The organism is Pedobacter jeongneungensis, assembly GCF_039538295.1.
GTDB lineage: Bacteria > Bacteroidota > Bacteroidia > Sphingobacteriales > Sphingobacteriaceae > Pedobacter > Pedobacter jeongneungensis.
In genome coordinates, this window is record NZ_BAABBY010000002.1 from 1 (window position 1) to 12,629 (window position 12,629).

The window sequence follows — 12,629 nt, forward strand, 5'->3', positions numbered from 1 at the left end:
GAGAGGCGTTAATTTAACTAAACAAAAACCGCAAATTCTCAGGACAGGGAACCTCTTTTGCCCATAAAAAAAGAAAAAGATTCCAAAGCCACTTGAAAAAGAGTTTTATTCATAGGAGGTTTATTTTTTCAGGGTTTGTGGCCTTTGGCAACATAGCGACCGGCATAAAATTTAAGCTATTGCCGGGCTCCCTGAATAGTAGCACAAGCTTTTCTGAATAAACGGGATAGCAGCGGCAGCTCCCGATTTAAGCACTATTTATGTTGTTTTTTATTGTGTGCTTGCTTGTTTCACAGGTTTCATCGGGACTATAGCGTATAGCCCGGCTAACATTAAAATAAGCACTGCAATTGCTTTGCTGAAAAACTGAAATGATTTACTGTTTTACCAATTCCTGCAATTGTTTGGCATTGTGCAAAGCAGCTGTGCCCCAGGTATTATTGAAATAAACAAAAACCTCTTTCGTAGCATCTTCAACCTGGTTTTTAAAATCTTTAATTATTTTAATATCATATTCAGATTTGTATAAAACGGGCTTTCCATGAAAACGGTAATAAACGGTCTCCGTATTTTGAATGACCTCATCGGGTAGGGCAGAAGGATAGCTTTGTCCACTAAAGATGATGTTGTTTTTAGCCAGTTTTTTATAAATTTCATCATCAAACCAGCTTAAGTGGCGAAATTCCACCACATTTTTTAATTCCGGATTTAAATGATCAATCAGTAACTTCAGCCTTTCTTCACTATAATTGAATTTGGGCGGAAACTGGAACAAAATGCAACCTAATTTTTCTTTTAGCCCTGATTGGATGGCCTCGTAGAAATCGTTAATGAGTTGTCCGCAATCATTTAACTGTTTGTAATGGGTAATTAAACGGGGTGCTTTAATGGTAAACAAGAAATCATCCGGACTTTCATCGTACCATTTGTCGAACGATTTTTGCGTGGGCATTTTGTAAAAGGTAGAATTGATTTCTATGGTGTTAAAATGCCCGCAATAATATTTAAACCAGTTTTTTTGTGCCAATCCTTTCGGATAAAAAACTTCTTTCCATTCCCGGTAATAAAATCCTGAGCAACCAATTCGCCATTTCATGTATAGAAAACAGGTGATGGCCGGAAAGGTTTACAAGTTGTGTTTTCTCAGCGGATAAAGGTGTTTAATATTTTTATGTAAATGAGCAATAATATAGACTTGTGCGGTATTAACATAACAAACCAAACCCTGTACATTAAACAAAAAAAGCCGATGTTTATGGAATCGGCTTTTGCATTTATATTGAATTATTACTCGAAATATTCTTTCATTCTTTCGAAGAAACTCTTGTCATTTTTACCTGGCTGAGGCTTAAAGTTTGGCGATTCGCGCAACTTCTCTAAAGCACTGCGTTCTTCGCTGCTTAAAGCTTTTGGCGTCCAGATGTTGATGTGGATAATCTCATCACCTCTGTGGTAAGAATTAACTTCAGGCAAACCTTTGCCTTTTAAGCGTAATAATTTTCCGCTCTGTGTACCCGGATCGATTTTGATTTTTGCTTTACCATCAATGGTTGGTACCTCGATGCTCATGCCTAAAGCAGCATCAACAAAGCTTAAGTGTAAATCATAAACGATGTTATTGCCTTCGCGTTTTAAGGTTTCGTGAGGGATTTCTTCTATCAGGATGATCAAATCTCCCGGGATACCGCCATTTGGTGCCGCATTTCCTTTTCCGCTCATGCTTAACTGCATGCCTTCGCTTACACCTGCAGGAATGTTAATGGTAATGGTTTCTTCGCCACGTACTACGCCATCTCCATGACAAACTGTACATTTTGAGGTAATCTGTTGTCCGCTGCCATTACAGGTAGGGCAGGTAGATGCGGTTTGCATCTGGCCCAAAATGGTATTGGTTACCCTGCGCACCTGGCCGCTGCCACCGCATGTACCGCAAGTACTTACCGATGATTTATCTTTTGCACCAGAACCATCGCATGTTTTACAGACAATCAGTTTATTAACCTTAATTTTCTTTTCTGCACCATGTGCAATTTCTTCTAAAGTTAATTTAACTTTTATACGAAGATTAGAGCCTTTAGCTACACGGCGACCTCCACGTTGCTGACCACCACCGCCGCCAAAAAAGCTTTCGAAAGGATTGTGGCCACCAAATACATCGCCGAAATTGCTGAAAATATCGTCCATATTCATGCCGCCGCCGCCGTAGCCACCGCCACTTGCACCGCCAACCCCTGCATGACCATATTGATCATAGCGTTGTTTTTTTTCTGCACTGCTTAAAACTTCGTAAGCTTCGGCAGCTTCCTTAAATTTATCTTCAGCAGCTTTGTCTCCAGGGTTTTTATCCGGGTGATACTTAATCGCCATCTTGCGATAGGCTTTCTTGATCTCATCAGCAGCTGCACCCCTGGTTACGCCTAATACGTCGTAATAATCTCTTTTACTCATTTTCTTTTTAGAATGACTGAATGATTAATTGGTGGAATGATAGAATTATTACATTCACTCATTCTGACATTTTCTCATTCAATAATTATTTTTTACGCTCCAACTACTACTTTCGCAAAGCGGATCACATTATCATTTAAGGTATAGCCTTTTTCAACTTCGTCGATTACTTTTCCTTTAAGATCCTCAGTAGGGGCAGGAATGTTGGTAATTGCTTCGTGGAAATCGGTATTAAAAGGCTGGTTAATGCTTTCTACATCTTTAAGGCCTTTTTGTGCCAAAGTATTTTTTAATTTATGGCTAACCAATAATATACCTTCTTTTACAGGGGCTACATCGGCAGCAGTTTCCATTGCTTTTAATGCACGGTCGAAATCATCTAAAACAGGCAAAAGCGATACAATTACGTCTTTACCTGCTGTTTGCAATAATTCTACACGCTCTTTTTGAGTACGGCGTTTATAATTGTCAAATTCAGCATATAAGCGTAAATATTTATCGTTAAGCTGTTGAACTTCGGCTTGTAATTTTTCTTCAGCAGATAATTCCGGAGCCTGCTCAGTTTCATTTGTAGAAGCATCAGTATTCTCTACATTCTCAGCAGTATTTTCTGATGTGTTTTCAGTATTCATTATATTTTCTTCTTTATCGTTATTTTTCTTCTTATTAAACATAATACCAGGCTGAATTTTTTGGTGTTAATCTCAACTATTTTGCCATAAACGGAAATCAGCCAAGCTGTCAGATTTATTTGGATTTATCTGAACAGTTTGGCTGATTAGCTGACGGATGTCAGAATTTTTTATACAATTTGGGCATCTTCATGTACTACTCCGCTTTCACATTTGATAATGCGCGAAGGGAATGTACGGATGATGTGGTAATCGTGAGTGGCCATTAAAACCGCGGTTCCGGCCTGGCTGATTTGTTTTAAAAGGGTTACAATTTCTTCTGATGTTTCGGGATCTAAATTTCCGGTAGGTTCATCAGCAAGAATAATTTCCGGATCGTTTAACAAAGCCCTTGCAATTACAATACGCTGCTGCTCGCCGCCAGAGATTTCGTGTGGCATTTTTTTGATTTTAGACCGTAAACCAACTTTATCCAAAACATCTTTAATGCGCTCGTTAATCAGTTTTTCATCTTTCCAGCCTGTTGCTTTTAACACAAACTCCAGATTTTTTTCGATGGTACGATCGGTAAGCAATTGAAAATCCTGAAATACAACACCTAATTTGCGGCGTAAAAACGGTACCTGGCTCTCTTTCAGGTTTTTAAGGTCGAAACCGGCAATGTTTCCTTCACCGTTGCCAATATGAAGATCGCCATATAATATTTTAAGCAAACTACTCTTGCCTGAACCTGTTTGGCCGATCAGGAACACAAATTCGTCTTTTTCGATATGTAAATTTACGTTTGAGAGGACTAAATGTTTCTGTTGAAAAACATCAACATTGCTTAAATGAATTACTGAATTGCCTGCCATATTTTATATTTCCAATTTTGCAATCTGCCCGAAAGGCAAATCTTTAACCATTTCCATAATGTAATCCTGCTTGTCGCCAAGTCCGAGTTTTTCCAGAGATTTATCAGGCCTGTCTACCCTAAAATAAGCTAAAAGTGTAAACTTGTCATCTCTTAACTGTACGTAATCCGGAATTTTGGCTATGCCTTTAACTTTAACGATATACATTGTGTCCAAAAGTAGCTATTTAAGCTGAAAGACCAAAGGAGAAAGACTAATGCTGAAAGATTAAAGTGAGATTCAGTTTAGGTTATTTAAAAACTCAATGGTATTCACATTATCTGCATAATCCCACAGTTTGGGGTGCTGGCTTTGCCCGAAATCAAATGTTTTAAAATTTAAGGGCGATTTTGTGATAATACATTGGATGTTTTCCGATTTATCCTTTAACCGGGCTTCTACCTCCTGAAGGTTATCGTATTCTTCATAAAAAAGAACGGCCAATGGCGAAGTTAAATTTTCATCTTCTTTTAATAATAAAAAGCCATTGTCGTAGTGCTTGGCAGCATTTACCAGATAAATGGATTTGTTATAATCGTAATTGTTATTATATTTAAAATGATTAATAATGGGCTGAAAACTTTCAATTCCTTCGTAAAAGTTTGCAATATCGTAATCTTTTGGGAAATAGATTTTAGATACATTTCTACAGCCTAAGCCAAAATAATCGAAAATATCAGCGCCTAAATGCTGTATGTCTTCAAAACTTTCCGTACCATCTAAAACCGCTACACTATTTCTGTTTTTACGGATAATGTTGGGAACTTTGCCAAAATAATAATCAAAATAGCGGGAAGAATTGTTGCTTCCTGTGGCAATAACGGCATCAAAGTCTTTCAAACGCTCTACATATTCAATTTTAGCTTCAAAAGCAGGTTCTATTTTAACCAGTTCGGCCAGTACCGCTTTAATTAGTTTGTCATCTGCCGAAGAAAGTTTGATCAGGGCAATATTTCCTGTTGCCAAAACGCATAAAACATCATGCAAACCTACCAAGGGGATGTTGCCAGCCAAAATTAACCCCACCTTTTTAGGAGAGTTAGTTATTTTTACTGACTCGAACCAGGAGGCCAAATCATCTGCATTTAACATCTCGGAAAATGATAAAATAGATTTTTTTATATTTTCCTGCGTAAACCAGGCATTGGCATTTTCGGCACTATAAATTGCATTTCCTAGTATGTCAGTGGGGTTTGTAAGCTTTTGGCCAAGTTGAACAAATGCGTTTATGGCTTTTTCGTGAGTTAATGCTGACATATTTAGAATTATTATTAATTGATTATATCTTATATTTGCGGTGCAAAGGTAAACTAAGCAAAAGAATTAGACGAAAACATGGCAATTAAAATAACAGATGAGTGTATAAATTGTGGGGCTTGCGAACCGGAATGTCCAAATAACGCAATTTACGATGCCGGTACTGCATGGCGTTTTTCTGATGGTACCAATTTAGAAGGTATCATTGATTTTGGTAATCAACAAATCGAAGCTGATGCAACTCAGGAGGCAGTTTCGGATGAGGTTTATTACATTGTATCCGATAAGTGTACAGAGTGTAAGGGCTTTCATGACGAGCCTCAGTGTGCGGCAGTTTGCCCGGTTGATTGTTGTGTGGATGATGAAGATATCCGCGAAACCGAAGAAGAATTATTGGCTAAGAAAGCCTGGTTGCACCGGGAAGGATAAGCTTCTATCACATATTTTAATGAAAAGTCTCGCGTGAAGTGAGACTTTTTTGTTTAACAAGGATTTTTATAGATTAAAATATAATCATGATCAATAAAATAAAACTAATTCCATGCGGAAAGGAAAGTATAAATAAAATTATTGATGGAATTAATCAATATAACCTGGATAGGGTTCCTGCTCTTTCTAATATATGGACGCCATTGGAATATATAGCTAAAAATGAGAATGATGATGAAATAGGAGGCATTCTAGCAGGTATTGGTTATTGGAATGGGCTAGAAATCAATATCCTTTGGGTAAAGGATGAGTATAGAAAAAAGGGAATAGGTACACATATTTTAAAATATGTTGAAGACATTGCAAAAGAAAAAGGAGCGACAGTAGCTATGCTTGATACTTTTGATTTTCAGGCAGAAGAATTTTATTTAAAGAATGGGTATAAACCAATAGGAGAAATAAAAGATTTTCCAAATGGACATAGGAGAATATACTTTTCGAAAAGGCTAGTTCTTATTTAGTGAATCAATGTTAAATTACCAATACTACCTTAATGTTCTTAATATGTTAATAATTTGTAGCCAAATAAGAGCTTTGTTTAATGGATCCTTCGACTCCGCTCAGGATGACAACCGCCAGGAAAGAATCTCCGATAATAATTAATTTTTTGCCACGGATGCACGGATTAACACAGCGGTGTTTTTTTTGCATCATGCTAACCAATGAACGAATGACTAATGAACTAATAAACTAATCTACCTCACATTTATTAGGGATAATTAAAACCGGGCAGGCCGATTTACGTGCCACATGTTCTGCCACGCTACCCATTAAAAAGTGATATAAACCGGTTCGTCCGTAGGTACCAATCACGATCAAATCAGATCCCCATTCGTCTGATTGCTGAATAATACCATGTGCGGCAGTGTCAACAATGCTTAAATAAGTGGTTGAAATCCCCTTACCATATTTAGTTTCCATTTCTTTCAATAAAATATGGCTGTTTTCTTCACTATTGTCGTAGGTTTCCAAAAATACCGGTGCCAAAGTTAAATCCGGGTTTACATTGGCTGGAACAGGTTCGATGATGTTAACCAATGCTACTTCAGCTCCGAATTTTTCAGCCATGTCGTAACCGGCTTTCGCTGCTTTTTCTGAGCAGGTACTGTTATCAACGGCGATTAATATTTTTTTAAAATTCATAGCGGTATATTTAAAAGATGAACATCATAAAAATAACAAATTTGCATGCAAAATGTTAGGCAATGAATGTATTTTATTAGTTTTACAATAGTTTCACGAGCAAATTTAAATGGAAAATCAATACGGTATTTGTAGGGTTGCTGTAGCGCCTTTAAGAGCAGATGCATCAGATAAAGCAGAAATTGTTTCGCAACTGTTATTTGGCGATCATGTAGAAATTATTCAAAAAGAAGATCGCTGGTGGCTGATCCAGAATGGCTACGATGGTTACGAAGGCTGGATGGATTTCAGGCAGTTGGCACCAATCAGTCAGGATCAGTTTTCAGAAATGCAAGATTGTAAATTACTGGCTCCTTTAAGTTTCAATAATGTTTTAACTGCTGCCGATGGAAGTGTTTATCATTTAAGTCCGGCAAGTAACCTTCCTTTTCTTAAAGATGGATTCTGTTATGCAGGTGAAGAAAAATTTAAGCTTAATTTTGAAGCGCACGATAACAGTATAATCAGTTTTAAAGATCAGGTAACCGATACTGCGAAATTTTTCCAGAATATCCCATACCTATGGGGCGGCAGGCATTTATTTGGTTTAGATTGCTCGGGCTTTACCCAAACCGTATTTAAAATGCTGGGAATCAAGCTAAACCGCGATGCTTCGCAACAGGCCGAACAAGGTGAACTAGTAGGCTTTTTGGCTGAGTGCAAGGCAGGTGATGTGGCTTTTTTTGATAATGATGAAGGCAGGATTACCCACATAGGCATTATGTTGAGCCCTAATGAAATTATCCATTCTTCAGCAAAGGTAAAAATCGATCCGATTGATGATCAGGGGATTTTTAACAAAGAATTGGGAAAATATTCGCATAAATTGAGAATTATTAAACGTTTTGTGGAATAAGGGTTAAAAATGTATCCTGTATAAAAGATATGTTTTATGCCATCTAAATTTAAAATTCAAATTTCAAATCCATGCCATGAAGATTGGGGGAGAATGCAAGCCCATACAAATGGAAAATTTTGTGGTTCATGTCAAAAACCGGTTGTAGATTTTACTCGTTTCTCTGATCAAGAGTTACAAGATTGGTTTATTAAAAATGAGGGTAAAAGCTGCGGGAGGTTTAAACCAGAGCAGCTTGACCGATTAATCATTGCGAAAGAGAATTATACGCTGAGTAAATTTAAACCAAGCCTGATCGCAGCATCTTTATTGGCTTTTTTGAGTTTTCCTAAGTTGAGTAAAGGGGAAACAATAAAGCCATCAATGGTTCAAACTGCGAGAACGATAACCAATTTCGATGAAAAATTCTGGGATGAGAAATTATCAGACTCTTTACGGGTGATAAAAGGTAAAATTACCGAAAAAGATAAAACCGCAATGCCAGGGGTCTCTGTACGCATTTTAGGCGAAAACTATGGTGTTACCACCAATACTGCCGGTGAATTTTCGCTCAGTTATACCATTCAAAACGAAGATAAATTTAAAGAACTGAATATAAGTTTTCTGGGTTACGAAAATAAAGCTGTTAAATTTAAACCAGATGATGCCTATCTTCAGATTGTTTTAAATGAAAGTTGCACTACATTAACAGGAGATGTTGTTGTAACGAGGGCATCATCATGGAAAAGGATTCTTTATAAAGTAAAAAATCAATTACGGGATATTAACCCATTTTACACAAAGAGAAATTAGCTTTCGGATATTCTAAATGACCTTTCATAGCCTGTTTTCATTCAGTTTTGATTATATTTGTGTAGATAATTAAAGTGAAAATGGAGACGAAAGTTAGAAAGATTGCAATGGTGTTCAACCAGGTAAAGATGGAGGATGAAGATGCTTTGGATATTGACTTTTGGCTTGATCAGGCTCCGGAAGACCGCCTTAAAACGGTCGTTTCGTTGAGAGAAAGTTATTTCACCTGGTTAAACGGCTCATTTCCTGCAAAAATGGAGAGGGTTTTAACTCTTCGCAAAAGTTCGTCATTTTGAGCGGAGTGTAACGAAGTCGAGAACCACGGAGTGCTCAGCGAAGCTAAATCTGCCTCGAGATAGATCTCTCCGCTCCACTGCGTTTCGGTCGAGATGACGCTCGGTATATGCAGCGCTATTATTGGTAATTTATTTGATGGTTAGCTTTCCATTTCCCAAACCATTACCTGCCTGTCATCTCCTGTAGAAATCAGGTACTTTCCATCATTACTCCAGATAATTTTGTTGATGGAATGGGTATGGCCAACGCCCGCTTTCTCCAGACTTAATATTTTATACAGTTTAAAATTTTCAGCATCCCAAAGTTTAATGCTCTTATCCTGGCTGCTTGTGGCAAAATAGGGAAGGGTGGGATGAAATGCAATGTCGTACACTGTAAACATGTGTGCTGGTACGGTTTCCCTCAATTCGTAATTTGGTAAGTCCCATATTTTTAACTGGGCATCGCGGCTTCCCGAAATCAGGTATTTGCCGGTTGGGTGGTAAGCCAGAGAGGTTACAGGTAACGAATGTCCTTCGAGGGATTGTTTTAAGCTATAATCGGCAAGGTTATAAATCCTGATCAGGTGATCCTTACAGCCAAAAGCCACTTCGTTTTCATTTGGTGCAATTGCAATGGCCCTAACCGTATCGTAAGCCACCTGGAAGCGGTAAATCTCAGTAAAATCATTCAGCGACCAAACAGCAACACTTCCATCTTCTCCGGTAGTCAAGAGTTCATTTTTGCTTTTTACGGTTTGGATATTAAAAATGGGCTTAATATGGGCATTAATCCTTACGATTACCTTTTGTTCTTTCAGGTCGTAAACACTAAAAGCACCACTCCGTTCGCCAATAAATAATTGATTGTTATAATAATGAAGGCAATAAACCGAACTTTGCACCGGCATTTTAACCTTAACAAAAGCCATAGTATGTAATGACCATTCTACAACACCCTTATCGTTCCCGGCGCTAAAAAATACGCCATCTTCATCAGCGTTGGCTAAAGCATAAACAGGGTTTTGATGTCCGGGGAAGGTGTGAAGGTGTTTGAGCATTTCTTGAGGTTTATGGTTTATGGTTTAGGGTATAAGGTTAGGCAACTGGCACCTTAAACCTTACACCTTTTACCTCAAACCTTACTGGTGTCTTTTTTCTAAATTTTTAGCAATATCCTGAATGGATAATCCTTTTTCTTTTAATAGAAACAATAAGTGAAAAACAAGATCCGATGCTTCTCCAATAAATTCTTCTTCTGTTTCGGCTAGTGCCGCAATTACGGTTTCTACACCTTCTTCGCCAACTTTTTGCGCAATTTTATTTAAACCTTTGCTGCGCATCTTGTTGATGTACGATCCTTCAACAGGGTTTTCGTATCTATCGGTAATGATGTTTTCGAGTTCGAAAATGAAATTCTGGTTAAAATCTGTTTTAAAACAGCTGCGGCTTCCGGTATGGCAGGTTGGTCCAACAGCATCGGCCTTGATCAGGATGGTATCATTATCGCAATCCACAAAAAATTCCTTCACATAAAGAAAGTTGTTGCTGGTCTCACCTTTTGTCCAAAGGCGGTTTTTAGAGCGTGAAAAAAAGGTAACCTTACCTTCGGCCTGGGTTTTTTCCAAAGCCTCGGCATTCATATAACCCAGCATTAAAACCTCTAAAGTTTTATAATCCTGAATAATTACGGGCAGTAAGCCTGCCGTTTTATCCCAATCAAGGGAACTGGTATTGATTGTCATTTTATTTTTTTATTTCGGAAAGACAGACTCATGACTATGGACTGCCGACTCCGGACTTATATTATATCCTTACTGGAATATGGTTCCTTTTCAGTTCCTGTTTTAAATCGGGGATTAAAATTTCGCCGTAATGGAATACCGATGCAGCGAGCGCGGCATCTACATTGGCTTTTTGGAAAACCTCGGTAAAATGTTCCATACTACCTGCGCCACCCGATGCAATGATCGGGATATTGATCATTTGGTTTATTTTACCTAACAATTCACAATCAAAACCCGCTTTCGTGCCATCATGATCCATTGAGGTTAACAAAATTTCTCCTGCACCCAGGTTTTCAGCCTGTTTAATCCAGTTTTCTGTTTCCTGTTCAGTAATTAACCTGCCTCCATTTAAATGAACCATGTTTTTGCCATTTACATGTTTAGTGTCGACCGCTAAAACCACAAATTGTACCCCGAAAGTTTTAGCAAGGTCTTCAATCAGCTTAGGGTTACGAACAGCTGCAGAATTGATACTGATTTTATCGGCTCCTGCATTTAAAAGGGCATCAGCATCGGTAATCTCCGTAATTCCGCCACCTATGGTAAAAGGAATGTTTAGTTGTCGGGCAACCGATTTAACCATTTCGATCATCGTTTTACGTCGCTCGTGAGTGGCCGTAATATCAAGGAAAACCAGTTCATCTGCCCCCTGTTGTGCATATTGTGCAGCCAGTTCCACAGGATCACCCGCATCTCGTAAATCAACAAAGTTTACGCCTTTTACCGTACGGCCGTCTTTAACGTCTAAACAAGGAATTATTCTCTTGCTTAACCCCCCGCCCCCTAAAGGGGGAGATGCAAATTGTTTAGCCTGTATGGCTTCTTTTATCTTATCCAAAACTATGTTTAAATTATTATAGAGTTCAGCGTTTTTAGACCTAATTACTCTTATACCAAATTGTTCTAAGGCTTTTTGTCTTTCAATATCATAATTAAGAACTTCAGGCAGGTCATGAATGCTGCCATCTAATTCAATGATTAATTTGGCTTCATGACAGTAAAAATCGGCAATAAAATATGAAATGGGATGTTGTCTTCTAAATTTAACACCTAATTGCTTATTGCTAATTACTTGCCAGAGTAAACTCTCTGCTTCCGTTACGTTATTTCTTAATCGCTTAGCGTTTTCAAAAATTATATTTGAAGCGCCATAAAACATACTTGGTTTGTTGACTTTAAAAGAATCGAAATCTTCATCATTTATTTGAGAGGTCATATCAGTTATGTTATAAGGCATATTTTGGCCACCCCTTTAGGGGGCTGGGGGGTTATATGCTACTCAAAGCCTTCAAATTCCAATCTTTAATCTCTTCAATAGTTATCCGGTCTTCGTAAATTGCTTTTCCAACCACTACACTTCTGATTGGATATTTAGCAAGTTCGTAGATATCGTCCATTGAACTTACACCGCCTGAAGCAATTAATTTGATCATTGGAGAGTGCTCAAGTAATTTTTTGTATAAATCGATTGCTGCACCGCCCAATTTTCCATCTTTGCTGATATCGGTGCATAAGAAACGGAAAAAACCTAAGGAAAGGCATTTATCAACATAATCCATCAGTTTAATCGGCGAACTTTCCATCCAGCCCGAATATTTGATCACTTCGTCCAAAACATCAATGGCAATAACGATGCGGTTGGCATAATCATCTTTCTTCGCAAAATTCTCACTTAACTGAGGTAAAAAATCTGGATTAGTAATGGCCTGGGTACCTACAATAACACGATGGATGCCTGCATCAAGCAGATTGTTGACCTGCTCAATTGTCCTGATTCCGCCACCATACTGCACTTTCATCTCGGTTTTTTTAATGATTTCGAAAAGTGATTTTTGGTTGCTGAAATCGCCTTTGGCTCCGTTTAAATCAATAATATGGATAAAATCCGTACCATTTGAGCGGTATTTTTCTATCATTTCGGCAATAGAAACATCGTACTCTGTTTTTTGGTTGTAATCGCCTTCACGCAGACGGACAACTTTTCCATCCAGAATATCAATAGCAGGTATTATGTACAT

16 protein-coding genes and 1 pseudogene are annotated in these 12,629 nt (G+C 38.0%); 5 read left to right on the forward strand and 12 right to left on the reverse strand.

The window, feature by feature from the left end; translation table 11 throughout:
- Positions 1 to 376: 376 nt before the first annotated feature.
- The 6 genes from ABD769_RS03675 to ABD769_RS03700 all read right to left on the reverse strand — a co-directional run bounded on the left by ABD769_RS03675 (position 377) and on the right by ABD769_RS03700 (position 5,230).
- Positions 377 to 1,096, reverse strand: coding sequence for a DUF72 domain-containing protein (locus ABD769_RS03675; RefSeq protein WP_344849542.1), 720 nt, complete (start codon positions 1,094 to 1,096; stop codon positions 377 to 379).
- A 191-nt stretch (positions 1,097 to 1,287) separates the two neighbouring features.
- Entirely contained in the window at positions 1,288 to 2,448 is a 1,161-nt protein-coding gene (dnaJ, locus tag ABD769_RS03680; RefSeq protein WP_025143132.1) for a molecular chaperone DnaJ, read from the reverse strand.
- 92 nt (positions 2,449 to 2,540) lie between these two features.
- Positions 2,541 to 3,122 (reverse strand): nucleotide exchange factor GrpE, encoded by a 582-nt coding sequence (locus ABD769_RS03685; RefSeq protein ID WP_344849543.1) that lies wholly within the window; start codon positions 3,120 to 3,122, stop codon positions 2,541 to 2,543.
- 128 nt (positions 3,123 to 3,250) lie between these two features.
- Positions 3,251 to 3,934 (reverse strand): cell division ATP-binding protein FtsE, encoded by a 684-nt coding sequence (locus ABD769_RS03690; protein WP_025143130.1) that lies wholly within the window; start codon positions 3,932 to 3,934, stop codon positions 3,251 to 3,253.
- Between the two features lie 3 nt (positions 3,935 to 3,937).
- Positions 3,938 to 4,141: a hypothetical protein gene (locus ABD769_RS03695; protein ID WP_039476747.1), complete on the reverse strand. Its 204-nt coding sequence runs from the start codon at positions 4,139 to 4,141 to the stop codon at positions 3,938 to 3,940.
- A 72-nt stretch (positions 4,142 to 4,213) separates the two neighbouring features.
- On the reverse strand, positions 4,214 to 5,230 hold the full coding sequence (locus ABD769_RS03700) for an acyl-CoA reductase (RefSeq protein ID WP_344849545.1): 1,017 nt from the start codon (positions 5,228 to 5,230) through the stop codon (positions 4,214 to 4,216).
- A gap of 78 nt (positions 5,231 to 5,308) precedes the next feature.
- On the opposite strand from ABD769_RS03700, the gene ABD769_RS03705 reads away from it, so the two are divergent.
- Together ABD769_RS03705 and ABD769_RS03710 are read left to right on the forward strand one after the other, a co-directional pair.
- Positions 5,309 to 5,659 carry a 4Fe-4S dicluster domain-containing protein gene (locus ABD769_RS03705; protein WP_344849547.1) on the forward strand — a complete coding sequence of 117 codons (351 nt, stop codon included), beginning with the start codon at positions 5,309 to 5,311 and terminating at the stop codon, positions 5,657 to 5,659.
- Between the two features lie 86 nt (positions 5,660 to 5,745).
- On the forward strand, positions 5,746 to 6,180 hold the full coding sequence (locus ABD769_RS03710) for a GNAT family N-acetyltransferase (RefSeq protein WP_344849549.1): 435 nt from the start codon (positions 5,746 to 5,748) through the stop codon (positions 6,178 to 6,180).
- 229 nt (positions 6,181 to 6,409) lie between these two features.
- On the opposite strand, the gene ABD769_RS03715 is transcribed toward ABD769_RS03710, so the two are convergent.
- Positions 6,410 to 6,862 carry a universal stress protein gene (locus ABD769_RS03715; RefSeq protein WP_344849550.1) on the reverse strand — a complete coding sequence of 151 codons (453 nt, stop codon included), beginning with the start codon at positions 6,860 to 6,862 and terminating at the stop codon, positions 6,410 to 6,412.
- Positions 6,863 to 6,971: 109 nt separating this feature from the next.
- Here ABD769_RS03715 and ABD769_RS03720 point away from each other — a divergent pair, with 109 nt between their 5' ends.
- The 3 genes from ABD769_RS03720 (at position 6,972) to ABD769_RS03730 (ending at position 8,845) form a co-directional block, all read left to right on the forward strand.
- Positions 6,972 to 7,757: a C40 family peptidase gene (locus ABD769_RS03720; RefSeq protein WP_344849552.1), complete on the forward strand. Its 786-nt coding sequence runs from the start codon at positions 6,972 to 6,974 to the stop codon at positions 7,755 to 7,757.
- 36 nt (positions 7,758 to 7,793) lie between these two features.
- Positions 7,794 to 8,549: a carboxypeptidase-like regulatory domain-containing protein gene (locus ABD769_RS03725; protein WP_344849554.1), complete on the forward strand. Its 756-nt coding sequence runs from the start codon at positions 7,794 to 7,796 to the stop codon at positions 8,547 to 8,549.
- Between the two features lie 80 nt (positions 8,550 to 8,629).
- Positions 8,630 to 8,845, forward strand: coding sequence for a hypothetical protein (locus tag ABD769_RS03730; RefSeq protein ID WP_344849555.1), 216 nt, complete (start codon positions 8,630 to 8,632; stop codon positions 8,843 to 8,845).
- A gap of 140 nt (positions 8,846 to 8,985) precedes the next feature.
- Here ABD769_RS03730 and ABD769_RS03735 read toward each other — a convergent pair whose 3' ends face one another.
- From ABD769_RS03735 to hisA, 5 genes and pseudogenes are all read right to left on the reverse strand, one after another.
- Positions 8,986 to 9,885 (reverse strand): WD40 repeat domain-containing protein, encoded by a 900-nt coding sequence (locus ABD769_RS03735; RefSeq protein ID WP_344849556.1) that lies wholly within the window; start codon positions 9,883 to 9,885, stop codon positions 8,986 to 8,988.
- An 81-nt stretch (positions 9,886 to 9,966) separates the two neighbouring features.
- Positions 9,967 to 10,569, reverse strand: coding sequence for a bifunctional phosphoribosyl-AMP cyclohydrolase/phosphoribosyl-ATP diphosphatase HisIE (gene hisIE / locus ABD769_RS03740; RefSeq protein ID WP_344849558.1), 603 nt, complete (start codon positions 10,567 to 10,569; stop codon positions 9,967 to 9,969).
- A gap of 61 nt (positions 10,570 to 10,630) precedes the next feature.
- On the reverse strand, positions 10,631 to 11,428 hold the full coding sequence (gene hisF, locus ABD769_RS03745) for an imidazole glycerol phosphate synthase subunit HisF (RefSeq protein WP_344850279.1): 798 nt from the start codon (positions 11,426 to 11,428) through the stop codon (positions 10,631 to 10,633).
- A 9-nt stretch (positions 11,429 to 11,437) separates the two neighbouring features.
- Positions 11,438 to 11,848 (reverse strand): annotated as a pseudogene (locus ABD769_RS03750) (endonuclease domain-containing protein); the annotation flags it as partial.
- A 31-nt stretch (positions 11,849 to 11,879) separates the two neighbouring features.
- Positions 11,880 to 12,629, reverse strand: a complete 750-nt coding sequence (gene hisA / locus ABD769_RS03755) for a 1-(5-phosphoribosyl)-5-[(5-phosphoribosylamino)methylideneamino]imidazole-4-carboxamide isomerase (protein WP_344849560.1) — start codon at positions 12,627 to 12,629, stop codon at positions 11,880 to 11,882.

Excerpts from the sequence above, each read along its gene's own strand:
- ABD769_RS03675 (WP_344849542.1), bottom strand. The coding sequence starts at position 1,096 with ATGAAATGGCGAATTGGTTGCTCAGGATTTTATTACCGGGAATGGAAA.
- dnaJ (WP_025143132.1), bottom strand. The coding sequence starts at position 2,448 with ATGAGTAAAAGAGATTATTACGACGTATTAGGCGTAACCAGGGGTGCA.
- ABD769_RS03685 (WP_344849543.1), bottom strand. The coding sequence starts at position 3,122 with ATGTTTAATAAGAAGAAAAATAACGATAAAGAAGAAAATATAATGAAT.
- ABD769_RS03690 (WP_025143130.1), bottom strand. The coding sequence starts at position 3,934 with ATGGCAGGCAATTCAGTAATTCATTTAAGCAATGTTGATGTTTTTCAA.
- ABD769_RS03695 (WP_039476747.1), bottom strand. The coding sequence starts at position 4,141 with ATGTATATCGTTAAAGTTAAAGGCATAGCCAAAATTCCGGATTACGTA.
- ABD769_RS03700 (WP_344849545.1), bottom strand. The coding sequence starts at position 5,230 with ATGTCAGCATTAACTCACGAAAAAGCCATAAACGCATTTGTTCAACTT.
- ABD769_RS03705 (WP_344849547.1), top strand. The coding sequence starts at position 5,309 with ATGGCAATTAAAATAACAGATGAGTGTATAAATTGTGGGGCTTGCGAA.
- ABD769_RS03710 (WP_344849549.1), top strand. The coding sequence starts at position 5,746 with ATGATCAATAAAATAAAACTAATTCCATGCGGAAAGGAAAGTATAAAT.
- ABD769_RS03715 (WP_344849550.1), bottom strand. The coding sequence starts at position 6,862 with ATGAATTTTAAAAAAATATTAATCGCCGTTGATAACAGTACCTGCTCA.
- ABD769_RS03720 (WP_344849552.1), top strand. The coding sequence starts at position 6,972 with ATGGAAAATCAATACGGTATTTGTAGGGTTGCTGTAGCGCCTTTAAGA.
- ABD769_RS03725 (WP_344849554.1), top strand. The coding sequence starts at position 7,794 with ATGCCATCTAAATTTAAAATTCAAATTTCAAATCCATGCCATGAAGAT.
- ABD769_RS03730 (WP_344849555.1), top strand. The coding sequence starts at position 8,630 with ATGGAGACGAAAGTTAGAAAGATTGCAATGGTGTTCAACCAGGTAAAG.
- ABD769_RS03735 (WP_344849556.1), bottom strand. The coding sequence starts at position 9,885 with ATGCTCAAACACCTTCACACCTTCCCCGGACATCAAAACCCTGTTTAT.
- hisIE (WP_344849558.1), bottom strand. The coding sequence starts at position 10,569 with ATGACAATCAATACCAGTTCCCTTGATTGGGATAAAACGGCAGGCTTA.
- hisA (WP_344849560.1), bottom strand. The coding sequence starts at position 12,629 with ATGTACATAATACCTGCTATTGATATTCTGGATGGAAAAGTTGTCCGT.